Source organism: Puniceispirillum sp. (SeqCode) (genome assembly GCF_965657105.1).
Taxonomy (GTDB): Bacteria; Pseudomonadota; Alphaproteobacteria; order Puniceispirillales; family Puniceispirillaceae; genus Puniceispirillum.
This window is the reverse complement of record NZ_CBFHNB010000047.1, coordinates 1-18,224: the sequence shown is the minus strand read 5'-3', so window position 1 is coordinate 18,224 and position 18,224 is coordinate 1. Positions and strand designations below refer to the sequence as shown.

The window sequence follows — 18,224 nt, the reverse complement described above, 5'->3', positions numbered from 1 at the left end:
TCGCTTATATTCTTTTTTCTGGTGATATTACTGATCGTTTCGGGGTCATATACATTCAGGCCGCTTATTTTACGCCCATGCAGGCTTTTGTCATCATCCAGAAAACCTATGATCTTAATCTCAACATTATGCGCAAGAGCTGCTGCCAACTCACGACCTGCCGCGCCCGCACCATAAATTAAAGCAGAATTAACTTTATTTTGTTTCAAATGTTCGCGATATAGACCACCAAGCCATAAACGGGCGCTCATGCGCGAGCTTGCTAGTAGAATGAATAATATAATTGGTTGAATGATACCAATCGTTCTTGGCACACCATTCATACCAATCACTGTAAAAATTGTTGCAAAAACCAAACCATACAAAGCGCATGCTTGAAAAACAGCAAACAATGCTGGCCCCCCTGAATAACGGAATACTGTTCGATACAGCCCCATCATCATGAAGATCGGAATGGATATAGTTACCGCACAAATAACAGCGGTAAGAGGGAAATGTTCGGCGGTTTGGGTAAATAATGGCAAAAAATCGCCAACGCGCAAATAGAAGGCCATCCATACAGACATTATAGCCAAAAGCGCATCAACAAGCATAACGACAAGCCGCTTGATTAAGCGTGGCAACGCGAGGATATGAAGACGAAGGTTATTTTCCATGGATATTAAAGTTATAATCCTGAGAGTGAAATTATTCGTAACAGAAAATCAATGCGAAATGTCTTTTCGGCCAGCCACTGCGTAGATGGTAAGTAGCATAATTTTAACATCAAACCAAAGTGATTGACGCTTTAGATATTCAGCATCCAACTGAATCTTGATGTCTAACGCAATATCATCGCGTCCATTCACTTGTGCCCATCCGGTAATGCCCGGACGCAGGCTATCAATGCCACGTTCATGCCGTCTTGAGATCAAATCGTCTTGATTAAACAAAGCTGGGCGTGGTCCGACCAGACTCATATGCCCACGCAAAACCGAGAAAATTTGTGGTAATTCATCCAAGCTCGTTTTGCGTAAAACATGACCAACCGGCGTTAAATAGGCCTCTGGGTTGCCAAGCTTGTCGGTAGCAAGCTCGGGGGTCTCAATGCGCATGGTTCGAAATTTAGGCATGTCAAACAAATTACTATGCCGCCCGACACGCTTAGAAATATATAGCACTGGACCCGGCGAAGTTGTTTTTACCAGAACAGCAATTAACAGGCAGGGGATAATTAATAACGCGCCCGCAAACAATGATAGCAGAATATCAAGACTTCGTTTGAGCATCTATAAAACTTCATCCCATACCGCAAAGGTTTCAGCTGCGATGATGCTTTGTGAAAATTCAGCTTCAACAATTTTGCGGCCGGCCTTACCCAGCTTAGCACATAATTTTGTATCTTGAAGCAACTTGATTAACGCCAATTCTAATGCTGTTTCATCGCCAAATGGCACCAAAAACCCATTTATGCCTTCACGGACAATTTCGCGACATCCTGGCACATCAAAAGCTACAACTGGCCTGGCACAGCTTGCCCCTTCGAGTAGAACTTTGGGCAGACCTTCGCGATATGATGGCAAACAAACGATTGATGATTGAGGATAGATATCGGGCATATCATCGCGTCGTCCCCAGCGTTCGACAGCGCCACTATCAACCCATTCCTGCACCTGATGTTCTTTAATTGAAGCGGCATTTTTAGGGTCTGGATCGCCAACCAGAACAAAACGGCAGTTAATATCTTTAGCTTTTATCCGTTTTGCCACCCTCACAAATTCAGCGATACCTTTATCCCATAATAGCCGAGCAGGCAGAATTACCATTGGCGTCTTGTTGGGCAGGGGGCTTGGGACAAAATCTTCAATTTCAACGCCTGATCCCTTAATAAGCCTTACTGTTTTTGACCGCGCAACACCTAGCTTTGTGAGTAATGCAATATCATCGTCATTTTGCAGAATGAATCGCGTTTTCTTGCCATTAATGACCCACCCAAGCAAGCGGGAGATAAGTGGGCGAAGCAGTCGTGCTTTCATTGAACCCGAACTGAAAATGAAACCTACGCCCCCCATCGCACTAACCCGTGGACAGTGATAAGCAAACTTGCCTGCTATGCCAGCATATAGGATTGGTTTTTGTGCTACTGCATGAATGAGATCAGGTTGCCAATACCGGAATAGTTTGGCTGCCTGCCAGACAGTGCCTAATTCGCCAAAGATATTCAGTGAACTACGGTTAAGATCCCAGTGAAAGAGTTTAATGCCTCTGGCTTCTAGCATGTCCCCATAAATGGTAACGCGTGTTAATAACCCCACTTCATAGCCAGCTTTGATGGCCGCGTCAGCCAAATGCAGACGATGTGAGATAAATGCCCAATCTTCTGATATTACGAACAACACCCGCTTCTTTGACATTATCTACATCCACTTTGTTCGTCACGCCAAGCTTCAAACATCAGAATATCCCAGATATAATAATGCCAGCTTCTGGCGCCAGACAAATGCTCATCCCATTTTTTTCGAATGGGGGTGGGATCAAAAAGGCCTACTTGTGCCAAGCGTTTTTCATCAAGCAGATGTTCAGCCCAATCACGCAAAGGACCACGCAACCATGTATCCAGAGGCACACCAAATCCCATTTTTGGGCGCTCAATAAGATGTTTCGGCACCCGGCGATATAAAAGCTCGCGCAAGCACCATTTACCAGTGCCATTGCGGATTTTCATATTCATGGGTAATTGCCATGCCGCCTCAATCACATTGTGATCCAGAAACGGGATGCGCGTTTCCAGCGAAACCCCCATCGCCGCACGATCAACCTTTACCAGAATATCGTCGGGTAAATAGCTGAGCATATCAAGATACATCATCCGTGCTTCAAACGGCATATCAACGGTTACTTCATGTGACGAGGTCAGCACCGTTTGCGGTTCCATACCCCCGCGTACGATGGCAGATGGATCAGGCCAGTGCGATACCAGATATGTATAAATGGCTTCCGGCGTCCGCGCCGACAGCATGCCTGCAGCCTTATGCAATTTGTCGCCCAGATTTTTCTGTCGATATTTTTGTGGTGCCATATTCATCAATGGTATCGTGATAGCGTTCCATGTTTTGGGAGACAGCATACCGATGCCCGTTCCCATTGCCGAACGCAAAGGATGAGGTACTTTATTCATCTTATCCCAGATAGAACGCCCCCAATTATAGCGGTTATAGCCGCCAAAGAGTTCATCACCTGCATCACCAGACAGGGACACCGTTACGTGCTCTCGTGCTATTTTTGACACTAGATAGGTTGGGATCTGTGATGAATCCGAAAATGGTTCGTCATATAAGCGTGGCAATTTCGGGATGACGTCAAGTGTTTCTTGCGCCGTAACATAAAGCTCATGATGGTCGGTGCCTATATGAGTGGCCACATCTCTGGCAAAGGGCGCTTCATCAAACTGCGCATCTTCAAACCCAATGGAAAAAGATTTCACCTTACGCTGGCTCTGTTCGGCCATTAGCGCGACGATCAATGATGAGTCAACGCCGCCTGACAGGAACGCCCCAAGAGGCACGTCGGCTTGCATTTGTAATCCGACCGCGCGGCTCAATACTTTATCGAGGTGATTAAGCGCCTCAGCCTCTGAACCAGCAAAAGGGTTAGCCTTGCCATTAGAGACCTTGCTATCAAGTGTCCAGAAAGGAACTGGAACAGCGTCAATCGTAGTGGTATCAAGCCTGACAAATGAACCCGGTGGTAATTTGCCGATGCCATCGTAAATTGAATGCGGCGCGGGACTATAATTATGCCGTAAATAAAGACATAGGGCATTACGGTTAATATCAGAGGTAAATTCGTTATGAACACGAAGCGCCTTTAACTCAGACCCAAATAACCAGACGTTATTTTGCCGACCAAAATAAAGGGGCTTTTCGCCAATGCGGTCACGCGCCAGATATAGCGCTTTTTCATGTTGATCCCAAAGTGCGATCGCAAACATGCCGATGAATTTTTGTAGGGCTTTTTCCAGCCCATAAACCTCAATACAGGCAAGGGCTGTTTCAGTGTCCGAATGGCCACGCCAGTCATATCCGTTGCCAGATGCTTCTAATTCATCTCGTAATTCAACGTGGTTATAAATTTCGCCATTATAGGAAAGTATATAGCGACCTGATGCTGACAACATCGGCTGATGCCCAGCTTCAGACAAATCAACAATCGAAAGACGCCTATGCGCTAGTGCAATCCCAGCGGCATCATCAACCCAAACGCCAGCATCATCGGGGCCGCGATGGATGATGGCCTGTGCCATATCTTGGGCGAGCTTTGTTCCCGCAGTGGCGTCAAAACCATTCGGGTCAAAAAATCCGGCAATGCCACACATTAGGCCGATACGCCTTTGGTCGGGTTCGAGTTCGAATTTCTATATGATTTCAAAGACAAAATATCAGCCTACTCAGCATCATTGACTGGTTTAAAGCCACTGCTTTTCAGCAAGGCATTTCCTTTTGCCGCAACCAAATCTTCAGCGGCCATTTCCTTGACTAAGTCATTAAAGCTAATTTTCGGAACCCAACCAAGTTTTTCACGCGCCTTAGTTGCGTCTCCCAGCAAGGTCTCAACTTCAGTAGGGCGGTAATATTGTGGATCAACAGCGACAATAGGTTTGCCAATAAAATTACTATCTGCATTATTCGTCCAATAGGCTACCTCATCGACACCATCACCCTGCCATTCAATATCCATATCAAGTTCTGCTGCTGCTACATTCACAAAATCGCGAACACTATGTTGAACACCAGTAGCGATCACAAAATCTTCTGGCGTATCTTGTTGGAGCATGAGCCATTGCATCTCAACATAATCGCGTGCATGTCCCCAATCGCGCAAGGCATTCAGATTCCCAAGATATAGACAATCCTGCAAACCGAGCTTTATACGCGCAAGCGCACGTGTGATTTTTCGTGTGACAAAGGTTTCACCGCGAATAGGACTTTCATGATTGAACAAAATGCCATTACAGGCATACATTCCATAGGCCTCACGATAATTTACAGTGATCCAATAGGCGTAAAGTTTTGCCACTGCATAAGGGCTTCTTGGATAAAATGGTGTGGTTTCACTTTGCGGCGACTCCTGCACTAGTCCGTAAAGTTCAGATGTTGATGCTTGATAAAACCTAGTTTTCTTTTCCATGCCCAGCATACGTATGGCTTCAAGGATACGTAATGTGCCAAGCGCATCTGAATTAGTGGTATATTCAGGCATTTCAAAACTGACAGCAACGTGACTTTGCGCTGCCAGATTATAAATTTCGTCCGGTTGTGTTTTCTGGATAATGCTAGTCAGAATTGAACTATCAGTCATATCGCCATGATGCAGAAAAAAATTCACATCTTTTTCATGCTGATCTTTATACAGGTGGTCAATACGGTCTGTATTAAACAGACTTGAACGGCGTTTCATGCCATGAACGACATAATCTTTTGCCAGTAAAAATTCAGCAAGATAAGCACCATCCTGTCCGGTGATACCTGTAATCAATGCCGTTTTTTTTGCTTTATTCATATCAAATCCTGTGCATCATTTATATTCGGTATTAGGTTCATTGCTGCTTCAAAAAATCATCAAAAGCGCGCTGCAAACCATCGACCAAATCAATTTTGGGTGCCCAACCTAGCCTCTGGATTAGCGAACTATCGATCAATTTACGTGGTGGCCCATCAGGCTTGCTGACATCGTATTTTATATCGCCCTTATAGCCAACTAGCTTGGCAATTGTTCTTGCAAGCTCGGCGATTGAGATATCATAACCAGCACCAACATTGATATGTGAAAGCATTGGTTCAGTGCTCTCATCATAGGCTTGTTTATCTACATTCATGATATGAATACAGGCTAATGCCATATCATCAACAAACAGAAATTCGCGCTTTTGTTTACCGCTACCCCAGATGAGGATTTCACTGGCACTATTGATTTTGGCTTCATGAAACCTTCTAATTAATGCGGGGACAACATGGCTACCCATCGGGTCATAATTATCACCTGGCCCATAAAGATTGGTTGGCATGACACTGCGATAATCAATGCCATGCGAATCTGCATATTGACGATTATAACTTTCACATAGTTTGATACCAGCAATTTTGGCAATGGCATAGGGCTCATTCGTTGGCTCTAAGGCTCCCGATAATAGGGCATTTTCCTGCATCGGCTGGGGCGCCAGCTTGGGATAGATACAACTTGATCCTAAAAATAATAACCGTTTAACCCCAACGCGAAATGCGGCATCTATAACATTCGCTTCAATCATCAGATTTTGATAAATAAAATCAGCTGGCCATGTATTATTGGCGTATATGCCGCCTACCCTTGCCGCCGCCATATAGACTTGATCAGGCTTTTCAGCTTCGAAGAATGCGCGCACATCAGCCTGATTGGTTAGATCAAGGTCTGCTCGATTACGTGTTATGATCTTATCTTTACCGTGGCCAGCGTCAACAAGCTGGCGAATTATAGCACTGCCGACCATTCCATTATGGCCAGCAACAAATATTTTATCATTCTCAGTCATGATTAATCCGTCTTCACATTCTTATACATTTTCATAAAACATGCCCGAAAATCAGCGGCTATTTTGCCAATTTCATAATGCGTTTCAATACGGTTGCGCGCATATTTGGATAATACCAGTTTCTTTTTGTCCGTTAGTGACAATATTTCGATGGTGGCTTTGGCCAGCGCATCCATATCACCTGCCGCGACAACCTTGCCTGTGTCAGCAATAATGGTTTTGCAATCACCTACGTCAGTAGCAACGCACGGGGTGTCACATGCCATCGCCTCACCAAGCACATTTGGAAAGGCCTCGCCATGCGCGCTTGATAATAGCACATCAATCCCATTCATAATCGATGCAATATCATTTTGCGCACCCAGAAGATATGTTTGGCGCCTAAGCCCTGCTTCATCAATCATCGCCACTAATTTTTGATTATCGCTGGTGATATCAGTGCCAGCCAATACAAAACATGCTGTGGGCAAGGCAGCATGAATAGCCTGCGCGGCCTTAAAGAATCCAGCATGATTTTTGACTAGGTCAAAGCGCGCAACCAGCCCAATAAGAAGTGTTTTATCATCCATATTGAGCGAAGCTCGAAAAGCTGAACGCAAGGCCTTATCTGATTTGAAATGGTCAAGATCAAAGCCATTTGGGATCACTTGTATCTTATCGGCATTATATCCAGCCGCGATATGCGATTGACGCGCCACAGTTGAATTGCTGATAATCAAACATGGTAGGCGTGACGATAAAAGCGCACAGGCTTTGACCACAAACAAAGTGGACAGCTTATTGTAATCCCGCGCCAGATTGGTTTGGCGAATGCTCCAGACTATATGACGAATCCCTGCCAGCTTACCCATGATGCCTGCCGCAAGATCGGCGTGATACATCCAGCTATGTATCAGATCGGGTTTAAAGGATCGGATCAAACGATAAAGACCGAAAATACGCACCCATGTTATAAATGAACGGCTTATACCCAGATGCTCTAGCTGATGCCCATATGCCATCAGCGCGGGTGATCGGGCACCAGGCCCAAGCAAACTGACCACCATAATTTCATCTTTGGCAAATGCTTCCTGAGCCAGTAATTTAACCAACATTGCCTCAGCACCGCCAGCACCAAGACCCGTAATAACGAACATCAACCGCATGCCAATACCTTACGGAACTCGTTTTCATATTGTTGGGCAACTTTTGGCGCTGCTAATTGATCCGTAATGTCAGTTGATAGCGTCTTTACCGTTCTATCTGAAAAAGTAACGATTGATGCAGCAAGGCTCTCTGCCGTTATATCCGAACTAATTATGCACCCATCAATATTGCTAAGAAATTCAACAACCCCTCCGGGTGCGGGCGTCGCAATGACAGGGGTACCAAGAGCTACTGACTCTAAAACAACATTGGGCATTCCTTCAAACCGTGAAGATAGGATAAATGCATCCGCCTGCTTGAAGAATGGATATGGATTTGATTGGAACCCCAAAAACGAAACTTTGTTCTCAACACCTAATCCCTTGGCCTTTTGCACCAGCTCTTTACGAAGAACACCGTCACCAATGATCATGAGTAAGACGTTATCGAGATTTGCAAGCGCCAACGCATCAATCAAGATGTCGAACCCCTTTTGAAAATCGAGGCGGCCACAGGCAACGAATGTCAAAACTGAATGTTTAGGGGCTGTGCCCGCTTCCGCTAATGACCTGATCTGATTAACATTTACCGGATTTGGAATGACGACAGCTTTTGTGGCTGGAAATCCATATGTTTTTATAAGATCGTTTTTCATTTCAGAACTTTGGCAAACGACCCTGTCGAAATGTCCATAAAATAATATATAAAGGCGTTGCCATACCGCGCTTAAGTTAAATAATAATACATTTTTGGAAATTATATTGCTTTCTCGTGCAATGAATTTGACGTTACGAGGAAACAAAAACCTGAATATGGACAGCATCAGGTTGAGATGGCTTAAGTTGGAAAAAATTAATGCGGGCCGTTCTTTCCAGACCAGCCGAATAATGGCAAATAAAGCTGAACGAACGCGCGTCTTGCCAAGCGTTATTATACGCACATCTTTTGGAATCTGGTCAGCAAGTGCACCCTTACCGTCATCCAGCACAACCAGCGTATAGCTATAATCACGGCGATCAAGATGCTCTAATAACGTCAAAGCAACACGCTCAGCGCCGCCAGCATTCACATTCGGAATGATAAAGAAAATCTTTTGACGTCGGTCATTCATCTAAGCTGGCTTCTTGTTTTGGGTCGAAAAGATAGAGCACAAAGCCAACAGGCATAGCTGTGATCCAGACTAGACGGGCGCGCCAATGGGAAAGGCGCCCGATTTGTGTTACTAAGCTATCCTTCTGATGAAACGAATAACGCGCAGCTTGAATACCAATTTTGCATATAGCCAAAGGCGCATGGATCAGATAGTCAATATCGGCATCCAGCATCTGCGCGTAAAATGTGCGCACTGGCGAGATGTTGGCAGGTGATCGTTGTGAAAGCTGGTCGTCCGCCCCCTGATAATAATCACGAACTATATCGTTTACAAAACGTGTTTTATACTGCCGCCCAATTGCATTCCATATCAATCCTTCGGGGACAAAGCGCATATTTTCTAGTTTTGGAAAGGGAAAGTGTCTTAACACCTCAGTGCGATGAAACCCCCATTTTTCACCTCGGATACCAAATCGATAATAAATATCGGCAGAATTTGAATCAAAAATATTTTCCGGAAATTTATCACCAATGATTTTTCCTTGTTCGTCAGCGCATAGGCCTGTCACACCAGTGAACCTTGGTCTTTGCGCATCAGGTATGGCACGCCAGTGACTATGAAATGTTTCGAGCGCATTTGCCGGAAACCCATCATCCGAGTCAGCGATCAAGAATAAATCGCCTTTTGCCAATCTTATACCGTGATTTATCGCAACGTGCTTACCGCTATTGGGCTGGAATTCATACCGAATTGAAACCCGCCTTTCGGCAATCCAGCCATCAATAAGTTGCTTGGTATTATCGCTAGACCCGTCATCAATTATCAGCCATTCAAAATGGGTAAATGTCTGGTTGCATAGACTATCATAGACACGAGACAGAGTGTGTGCACGATTATAGGTTGGTGTAAAAACGGTAAAAATCATGTGCGTTTAAAGAGAATATGTGCGTGATAGGTTGTTCAGAATACAGATAACATCAATAATTTTTAGCAATAAAAATATCATGCTCAATTTGCCAGGAAAACTTGTTGCGTCTAGCCCAGTCAACCAATGAATCTAGAGGTGGGTAGTCACTTTCATCTTTAGCAGATGTTTGGTACAGCGGAAAACATCGCACATCATCGATCAGCACCGAAACCCTAACAAAACGATCAAGATATTTTTCAATATAATCAAGCTCTAGCGCTACAGGGCATTCACTATCGCCCTTGAACGTGATGCCACCTGAATAATGCCCATCCAGCCAGAAATTTATATCTCCAGACAGCGTTGGTAACAATTCAGGAAATGTTTCTTCACTTGTACCTTTCAAGGTGTTTATTTTTGACAGATTACGAAACCGGTGGCTTGCCATTTTATGAAGCTCTCCCTCAGGTTCAATCGTATATAAATTTGCTGAAAAGCTAGCTAAAAACGCACTTGTATTTCCCAAAAAAGTGCCAGTTTCAACAAATGTGGCATTATGAATTGTATGGCGGAACAACACTCTGCGCTTTACCCAATCAGGGCTATTGCCCGAAAACCCATTTTTAAACCAGTTATAAAAATCTCTAATTGGGGCGTAAGCATGGGAGAATAGCCAAGACGTTCGAAGAAACATTTTCATTTGTTAGCCTTTATATTGGTGGGTACAAATAGTCATTTTGCGCCAACCAACTTGCCTTTTTCTAGGTGAAATATTCTATCGCATTTTTCAATCGTTGATAGGCGATGCGCAATGATTATCAAAGTGCGTTCCCCTTGCATGTCATAAATTTCTTCCATTAATGCGGCTTCAGTTTTGGTATCCAACGCACTAGATGCCTCATCCAGAACAAGCACTGACGGATTATGATACAAAGCCCTTGCGACCCCTATGCGTTGCCGTTGGCCACCAGACAGTCTTACACCGCGTTCACCTACGGTTGTATTGATACCATCTGGCATGGAATCAACAAATTCGTTTAATTGTGCCTGTCTGATAGCGCGGTCTATTTCGGTATTGTTGATTTCATCTTCTGGTACACCAAAGGCTATATTCCGCCGCAAGGTTTCATCGGATAGAAAAATATGCTGCGGCACATAACCAATATGATCCTGCCATGTCCTCAATCCACTATGAGCGTCCACATCATCAATAAGAATTCTTCCAGATGTAGGAGGCAACAATCCCAAAATAACATCGACCAAAGTGCTTTTGCCCGCCCCACTTGTGCCAACAATACCGACACTTTCACCTTTGTTGATCTGTAAGTTAATATCCATAATCGATGGCGAAGCTGTTGAAGGATACTGATAGAAAAGCTGATCTAATCTTATCTCACGCTCAAAAGAAATTTTATTCATCTCTGAATGATCTGCTGGTTCTGTTCTGTGCAACTCTTCATCCATCAAATCAATCACGGCAACGCTGTAACGAAGCGCCTGTAAAGCCATTAAAATACGGTTGGCCGAGGGGATAATGCGAAAGGCTGCAGCACCAAAAACGCCTAATATGGGTAAAATCTGACTCGCATCAGCACCGCGCATAACCAAAAAAATGACCAGAAACGCCAATCCGGCAACAGCAACAATTTCAAGCCAGATGTAGGGTAACTGAGATAATGTAAGTTGCTTTCGCTCAATATATGAACTTTGCCAGTTGAAATGGGAATATTGATCAAGAAACTCCTGCTCTTTTCCAAGTAATTTGGCATCCTTTATGCCGCCTAGCGCTTCCTGTGCTTTTTGGATGCGTTTACCCTCAAACTGTTGACGTGCCTGCCCCCAACGCATCAACCGTATGCGTGTGATATATTGAAATGCCGCCATTGATATCCCAACGATGACCATGAGATAAAACGCACCTGATGGTTCAATATAGATCAGCAAAGCAACAATCGCGATGACGACAGATAATTCAGAAAATAGTCTGACCGACGGTATCAAGACATTAGCGACAAATTGCTGGGTTTCGATGGTGATATTGCGTATAAGGTTTCCAGTATTGTTCTGGATATGAAATTCATACCCAACATGCAGATAGGAATTAAGCAACTCATCGGATAAAGCCGATTTTATATCATAGATATATTCGGACTGACGCCAGATCATGAAAGCAAGATACAGGCCTTTGATAAGATAGGCCATACCCAGCACGAGCATGCCGCCAACCATTAATTCGATTTGGCTAAACTCATTAAGCATGGATCCGAAATAATACAGCACATCGTTGTTAATAAAATTTTCAGGATTCATAATCACTGACAGCACCGGCAAAATCAAACCAAGCCCAAGCGTTTCGAGGCCAGCGCCAATGATTGTCAAAATGACAATCATGATACTTTGCAGCCTATATTTCTGTGGCAATAAGCCCCAGATAACAACAAATCTAAAATGGCGTGAAACAGGCAAAGGTAAAACCTTCCGTCAAAATTTCATATTGTAGTAAATGTATTAACTGCTATGAAGGGTTTGGGTAAAATGACTACATTAGAGGGTCAAATGACATCAGTCGCATGTGTAATTTTCACCTGTAACAAGAATTTTGACATCTTAAACACTTGTATGCCAACCATGCAGATAATAATAGATGCCTATGATTGCTTTGTTGCCACAGATAGTTTTTCAAAACAGCAGATTGATACGATACAAAGCCGTTACCAGGGGGCTTTTCAGATTGTTCAAGCGGGTGAAAATGCCAGCTGGATCAAGGTGGCTAACGTTATCACAAACATCTTAGAGCAAAAAGGGTATGACGGTTTTATCTGCATCCTTGATGATTTCTATTTTTCCCATATTGATGAAACAAAGCTGCTAGCACTGACTAATGCTGTCAAAGCTGACGCAGTTGATTATGTGCGCTTAGTTGATGAAAAACCAAGGCTATCGAAGATATTTGTCAATTCAACTGCCACCAGCCATCCGAAAATTAAATCACTTTTTAGAGTTCCTGCTGATAACCCATATAAACATTCGCTGTCATTATCATATTGGCGCGTCAGTTATTTTGAAAGTTTGATGAATATGGGTCTATCAATCTGGGACTTTGAAACTATTAATCCCATAGGGGAAACTATCCTTTATTATACCCCAGATACGATATGCAAATATCAGCATATTGTCGAAAAAGGACGCATGGCACCTTTTGCCAAAAAAATGTTTGCTAACGCTAATATGCTTGGTGATGAACGCGGAATCGAGAGTTATATAGAATATGCCATAAAATGGGTGCGATCTAATCTGGTCTTCTTTGTTTTTGGATATTTTTTCATGAATCGCCGGTTACGTAAATCGCGTGGTTCATCTTCTGGATAGATTATAAACGCGCATCAGACTCGCGCGCATCAAGCATATATTTCATATCAAATAAAACGTGGTTTTCTTTGCCGTATGAACGGATTGCATGTGCGCCTAAAGTGGCAAATTGACTATGGCCAACAGCGATGATGACGGCATCATATGCACCCTGCATAGGTTGTTCTATACAATTACCCGCCAGACCTGCTGGCACGTCACCTACGACAACCCATGGATCATGCACATCAACGACGCATTTATAATCGGCAAGATGCTGAACAAGGTCAAAGACCTTTGAATTGCGCGTATCAGGACAATTTTCTTTGAAGGTTAGTCCCAGCACCAGCACGCGCGCATCAGAAACGTTGATATTTTTATTCTGCATCGCCTGAACAAGCCGGTCGGCAACATGCTGGCTCATCCCATCATTCAGCCGCCGTCCTGCCAGAATAATTTCTGGATTATATCCCACCTGTTGGGCTTTATGCGTCAGATAATAGGGATCAACACCTATACAGTGTCCCCCAACAAGGCCTGGCCGAAATGGCAAAAAGTTCCATTTTGTGCCTGCCGCTTTCAAAACCGCTTCGGTATCAATATCAAGCTTGTCAAAAATGACAGCAAGTTCATTAATCAGCGCAATATTAACATCACGCTGGGTATTTTCGATGACTTTTGCGGCTTCAGCCACCCTGATGCTTTCGGCTTTATAGGTGCCAGCTGTAATAATGCCCGCATAAAGATCGTCAATTAGATCGGCAATATCTGGGCTGGAACCAGATGTGACTTTGACAATATCTGTGACGCGGTGCTGTTTATCGCCCGGATTAATGCGTTCAGGGCTGTAACCAAGATGAAACACATCATCACTATCGACCGCATTGGCGGCGTAAGACAGCCCCGATTGCTGTGCCAGAACAGGCGCGCAATCATCTTCTGTAGCGCCTGGATATACGGTTGACTCATAGATAACAATGTCACCAGCCTTCAACAACGAACCCACAAGTTTTGATGCGGATAAAAGCGCCGACATATCAGGGGTTTTTGCTGCATCAACCGGCGTTGGCACAGTTATGATATAGCAATTACAATCTTTGAGATCATCGGCATCATTAGTAAAGCGCAAACCTGTTGCAGCTTCTAGTTCGGCGGCATCTAGTTCACGGGTACGGTCATTGCCGCCTTTGAGTTCGGCAATCCGGTTCTCGTCAATATCAAAACCAGCGACCTCGCGTGATGTGGCAAATTCAGCCGCCAGTGGCAAACCAACATAGCCAAGGCCAATGACGGCCAGTTTAATGTCGTTGACGTTTGTGATTGTCATAAATAACCGATACCCAAATTAAACTGCCACTGACAGCCTATAGCTTTTCAAGATTTTGCTGTGGCATGTCAACGTGCGATTTCTGCCCCATAAAATCGAATAATATCCGCAAACGATCTGATTTGCTTATCGTCTCAACTCTACCCACAAATTCAGCAAAAGCCCCAGTCAATATACGTACATCATCACCAACAGCAAGTGATGCGGGTGCCATAAGACAATTCTTCTCATCACAACGATTTTGCAATACCGAGATAAGTTGTGTTGGCACCGTTGATATATGGCCAGAGCCAAAGGAAACCAAGCGAGAAATGCCATGCGTCGCATTCAGCTTACGAACATCGCCACTTGCCGGATTCATGTGAACAAAACAATAGCCAGGAAACAGTTGAATGATTTGTTGTTTGAATTGTGAGGCACCACGAACAGTCTCACGCTGCATTGGGCAGAAATGAACAAACCCCTGTCGGTCTAAATTGCGTTGCGCCTTGGCAAGCGCATTTGGTTTTAATTGCGCCGCCACCCACACATGCGCCTCTTTTTCATCCGTAATCATAATCAAAGATTATTTCACTTCTTTGCCTCAGCCTCAAGCGTGCCTTGCAATTCGGCAATTTCTTGTTCCAACCGTGCATATTCGGCGCGCTTATGTTGGATAAACTCACGCGTCAGGTTAAGGCGCGCCTGAATGCCTTCTGGGGTTAACACATATAAGTAACCTGCTTTGTTAGATGATTTGTAAAACCGGTCAAGCTTTACAAACCCTTTTTCAATGAGCGCATTAATACAAAAATTTGTTGCGCCAAGGCTGATTTTCAATTCGCGCGCCAGATCGCGCTGACTGATGTCAGCCTTACCATCCAGTGCCTGCAAAATCTGCAGCATTGTCTCGTCACTTCGTTTTAAATTTGACATGATTTTTGATTTTTTATAGCTACCGCACGGCGGGTGAATCAGCTCACAAACCGTGCTTTGCCATTTAGCGTTCATAATATGAACATGATTGATAAAATTAGTAAAGTAATGATAATTATACGCATTCATGACTAGGTATCTATTTGTCTTCGCGATACAGATTAGTGGCCGCAAGGCTCAGGGCCAGCGCACTCCACATGAAGATATTATTCCATTGTCCAAAGAAATCTGCGGTTGATGCGATTGGAAAAAACAGTCCCAGAGGAATGACAAAGGCGGTGGCGGCAACAACATTATCCCGGTTTTGCAAACCGGCTTTGAACGTGGCCCATATGATGCTAGCAATCATGGTAACACCAGCAATAAGTCCCACAAGACCTGTTTCGGCAAGAAACTGAATGTAGAAATTATGTGGGTGGTTGTCGCATCGAAAATCATCCAGCCCGACCATGATACCCGCGCATAAATCACGATAATTGGCTGTACCAATGCCGAAAATAGGCGCTTCCTGAAACGCCATCAACCCACCACCCATAACACGATAATAATCACTATGAACACCCGTTGGGATATCATTCAATACAGCATCGACAAAGCGTGTTTCCATCCCAGGCACAGCTATAAAGACAGCCATTATCGCTAGAACTTCAACAATTATAAGCATTATATAGCGGCTCCAGACAGGCTTCCAGACAAGACCAGCCAGCATCCCACCACAGGCACGGATAAGGAAATTAATCCGCTCACCCGTTAGGACTGACATGATGATCGTGATTAGCGATAATATGCCCATCATAGACGCCAATCTAGGCTTGGCACCTATTGCCAGTGCCACCATGACGGTAAAAGCAGGCAAGCCGACTTTGGATAAATAATTGCCCGGCACCAGATCATCATATGGCCAGGTCAAGCGCCCACCTTTTTGCCCCTCGATCAGTATTTCGGCGGTCAGGATGCCCGTCATTACGAACATGGCGATGGCGGTCGAAATCAGCATTGCATAAAGAAGCCGTTTGTCAGTGCCAAGCCAAAATGCAGTTGCCATGGCAAATAGCGGAAAGCGGAACCAGATAAAGGCCTCGCTTAAAGCGTAGGATGGCGTCGCTGAAATAGCGGCCGAAAACAGGCATACGCCCCAAAATATAAAGGCGGCTTTTACCCAAAATATTTTTAACCATGCGCCATCACGTTTTATGACCGCGCGCACGGCAAAGGTGATTGCTAGAATTGTCAGCCAAGCATCAGCTGGCGAACGCTCAATCAACAGGATAAAAGGCCCAAGCAACCAGAATATGTGGAATCCACGTTCCCATGTTGGTAAATGATTCAACGTCTCAATCATATGCCTCCAAAAAAGGGATATATGATCTGTTAGCTTTAGTTCACTTTGGGTGGGTGTAATTGCAGATGGCGACATAATTAAACTCTTATCCTCAGCTAACAGTATTGTCAGACCTTTTCGATACAGCCAGCAACAAGCGCGTAAGTATTTCGTAACCAGCCACGAAAATTAAAATGCCGACCAACGCATATTCGGCGCTTGATACACTGACAAAAGCCCAGAGGCTGGTAAATAATGGGAAACCCAACATCGTGAGTCCAGCGCGTGCATTTGGATTTAACATCGCAGTGGTCTTATGCCGCACATAATATTGGTAAACAAGGCTATGAAGATGTTTTTGATCGGGTTGCAACGCCTTACCATCGCTGGCAACTAGCCGTCTGATTGTCGATCGTACCATTTCGTAGGAGGGATATATAACCAAAAGCAAACTTACAAAAGGTGATACGCTTTCATTCCGTTCGGGTAACATAATAAGTAGAAAGGCTATAAAGGCACCCATAAAATAAGCACCACCATCACCCATAAAAATTTTGCCTTTTGGAAAATTAAACAGGCCTACACCCAGAACACTCGCCGCAAAGACCAAGCTGATAGTCATCAGCTGTATGTCACCAACCGCGCCAGCCACACCAGCAATAGCACCCGCGATCAATACAGATGTACCAACCGACAGGCCATTCAATCCATCGATTATATTCACCGCATTAGCAAACAGCGTGATGGTAAAAATGGTAAAGGCTGCCGCAATGATGGGTACCGCAAGCATGGCATCCATCGGCACAAAACTTACACGCGTGATTATGAAACCCGACAAATAGACAAAACATAAGCCCGATATAATGGCTAGCAAAAGCCGTAATTTAGGTGACACACATCCCGTTAAATCTTCTACTAACCCACCAAGAAATACTGGTATCGTTGCGCCCACTGCAGCAAGAAAAACAGGGTTGGCATCTATCATGCCTAAAAGCCCTATCATCAGCATGCTTATAAATAAGGCCACCCCCCCAATACGTGGCGTTAAATGCTGATGAACCTTTTGGGGACCAGCATTCGTATCAGCCGTGAAGCGCGCATGAAAAGAGGCAGTCTGCACAATTATCAAAGTGATGATCGCTGAAAGAATGAATGCGGCCAGTGGCAAAAGCCACATAGTCATAAAAATATCGGGTATTTCAGTCATTTGTTCTCGCGTCAGTTCGTTGACCGCATAGGTACGACCTGTTTCAATTGGAGCCAAGCAACCATATTACAACACAGAGTTCAAGTTATTTGGTGTCTGATATAGCATGATCTGCCGACAGATACTAATCCGGTAAACTCTCACCATTCTTTGTCGTGAAATGATAGTCACCATCCCGTTCGGTAACCATCAGATCATGATCGGCATAATAAGTGGTCTCGGTCTTTGTGCGCGTGCCAATCTCAAACAAGATCGCCGGTTTGTCTGATTTATTGATAATGTGATGCCCGTTCGCATCACCCGCCTTGAAGCCTGCACAATCGCCTGCCTGTAATTCATGTTCGCCGCCATCATCGATCAAGGTCACACTACCTTCGACCACTATGACAAATTCATCTTGAGTGACATGCCAATGCCGCATTGACGTGCCTGCA

The 18,224-nt window shown here is 44.4% G+C and carries 18 protein-coding genes; 1 reads left to right on the top strand and 17 read right to left on the bottom strand.

Going from position 1 to position 18,224, the window contains the following annotated elements:
• From ACTF7Q_RS07545 to ACTF7Q_RS07495, 11 genes are all read right to left on the bottom strand, one after another.
• Nucleotides 1-656, bottom strand: a 656-nt coding sequence (locus ACTF7Q_RS07545; protein WP_438997240.1) for a nucleoside-diphosphate sugar epimerase/dehydratase, incomplete at its 3' end; no start/stop codon positions are given.
• Between the two features lie 48 nt (nt 657-704).
• The gene (locus ACTF7Q_RS07540) at nt 705-1,268 is read right to left on the bottom strand and encodes a sugar transferase (protein WP_438997239.1); all 564 of its coding nucleotides are present in this window, start codon (nt 1,266-1,268) and stop codon (nt 705-707) included.
• On the bottom strand, nt 1,269-2,393 hold the full coding sequence (locus ACTF7Q_RS07535) for a glycosyltransferase family 4 protein (RefSeq protein WP_438997238.1): 1,125 nt from the start codon (nt 2,391-2,393) through the stop codon (nt 1,269-1,271). It abuts the gene before it with no gap.
• A complete protein-coding gene (gene asnB, locus ACTF7Q_RS07530) occupies nt 2,393-4,354 on the bottom strand; it encodes an asparagine synthase (glutamine-hydrolyzing) (protein WP_438997237.1) in 1,962 nt (653 codons plus the stop codon). The genes ACTF7Q_RS07535 and asnB overlap by 1 nt, the downstream gene beginning before the upstream one ends.
• A gap of 68 nt (nt 4,355-4,422) precedes the next feature.
• Nucleotides 4,423-5,538, bottom strand: a complete 1,116-nt coding sequence (gene gmd, locus ACTF7Q_RS07525) for a GDP-mannose 4,6-dehydratase (protein ID WP_438997236.1) — start codon at nt 5,536-5,538, stop codon at nt 4,423-4,425.
• A gap of 37 nt (nt 5,539-5,575) precedes the next feature.
• A complete protein-coding gene (locus ACTF7Q_RS07520) occupies nt 5,576-6,547 on the bottom strand; it encodes a GDP-L-fucose synthase family protein (protein ID WP_438997235.1) in 972 nt (323 codons plus the stop codon).
• Between the two features lie 2 nt (nt 6,548-6,549).
• Nucleotides 6,550-7,692: a glycosyltransferase gene (locus ACTF7Q_RS07515; protein WP_438997234.1), complete on the bottom strand. Its 1,143-nt coding sequence runs from the start codon at nt 7,690-7,692 to the stop codon at nt 6,550-6,552.
• On the bottom strand, nt 7,683-8,783 hold the full coding sequence (locus tag ACTF7Q_RS07510; protein WP_438997233.1) for a glycosyltransferase: 1,101 nt from the start codon (nt 8,781-8,783) through the stop codon (nt 7,683-7,685). The genes ACTF7Q_RS07515 and ACTF7Q_RS07510 overlap by 10 nt, the downstream gene beginning before the upstream one ends.
• Nucleotides 8,776-9,690 carry a glycosyltransferase family A protein gene (locus ACTF7Q_RS07505; protein ID WP_438997232.1) on the bottom strand — a complete coding sequence of 305 codons (915 nt, stop codon included), beginning with the start codon at nt 9,688-9,690 and terminating at the stop codon, nt 8,776-8,778. The genes ACTF7Q_RS07510 and ACTF7Q_RS07505 overlap by 8 nt, the downstream gene beginning before the upstream one ends.
• Nucleotides 9,691-9,742: 52 nt before the next feature.
• Nucleotides 9,743-10,372, bottom strand: coding sequence for a hypothetical protein (locus tag ACTF7Q_RS07500; RefSeq protein ID WP_438997231.1), 630 nt, complete (start codon nt 10,370-10,372; stop codon nt 9,743-9,745).
• A gap of 32 nt (nt 10,373-10,404) precedes the next feature.
• The gene (locus tag ACTF7Q_RS07495) at nt 10,405-12,063 is read right to left on the bottom strand and encodes an ABC transporter ATP-binding protein (RefSeq protein WP_438997230.1); all 1,659 of its coding nucleotides are present in this window, start codon (nt 12,061-12,063) and stop codon (nt 10,405-10,407) included.
• Nucleotides 12,064-12,228: 165 nt separating this feature from the next.
• Here ACTF7Q_RS07495 and ACTF7Q_RS07490 point away from each other — a divergent pair, with 165 nt between their 5' ends.
• On the top strand, nt 12,229-13,041 hold the full coding sequence (locus ACTF7Q_RS07490) for a hypothetical protein (protein WP_438997229.1): 813 nt from the start codon (nt 12,229-12,231) through the stop codon (nt 13,039-13,041).
• A 1-nt stretch (nt 13,042) separates the two neighbouring features.
• Here ACTF7Q_RS07490 and tviB read toward each other — a convergent pair whose 3' ends face one another.
• The 6 genes from tviB to ACTF7Q_RS07460 all read right to left on the bottom strand — a co-directional run.
• On the bottom strand, nt 13,043-14,347 hold the full coding sequence (gene tviB / locus ACTF7Q_RS07485) for a Vi polysaccharide biosynthesis UDP-N-acetylglucosamine C-6 dehydrogenase TviB (RefSeq protein WP_438997228.1): 1,305 nt from the start codon (nt 14,345-14,347) through the stop codon (nt 13,043-13,045).
• A gap of 37 nt (nt 14,348-14,384) precedes the next feature.
• Nucleotides 14,385-14,903 carry a transcriptional activator RfaH gene (locus ACTF7Q_RS07480; protein WP_438997227.1) on the bottom strand — a complete coding sequence of 173 codons (519 nt, stop codon included), beginning with the start codon at nt 14,901-14,903 and terminating at the stop codon, nt 14,385-14,387.
• Nucleotides 14,904-14,917: 14 nt separating this feature from the next.
• The gene (locus ACTF7Q_RS07475; RefSeq protein ID WP_438997226.1) at nt 14,918-15,262 is read right to left on the bottom strand and encodes a MarR family EPS-associated transcriptional regulator; all 345 of its coding nucleotides are present in this window, start codon (nt 15,260-15,262) and stop codon (nt 14,918-14,920) included.
• A gap of 139 nt (nt 15,263-15,401) precedes the next feature.
• Complete coding sequence (locus ACTF7Q_RS07470) at nt 15,402-16,604, bottom strand: O-antigen ligase family protein (RefSeq protein ID WP_438997225.1); 1,203 nt, start codon at nt 16,602-16,604, stop codon at nt 15,402-15,404.
• 91 nt (nt 16,605-16,695) lie between these two features.
• Nucleotides 16,696-17,847: a glycosyltransferase family 4 protein gene (locus ACTF7Q_RS07465; protein ID WP_438997224.1), complete on the bottom strand. Its 1,152-nt coding sequence runs from the start codon at nt 17,845-17,847 to the stop codon at nt 16,696-16,698.
• A 67-nt stretch (nt 17,848-17,914) separates the two neighbouring features.
• Nucleotides 17,915-18,224: cupin domain-containing protein (locus ACTF7Q_RS07460; RefSeq protein ID WP_438997223.1), on the bottom strand; the 310-nt coding region annotated here is incomplete at its 5' end.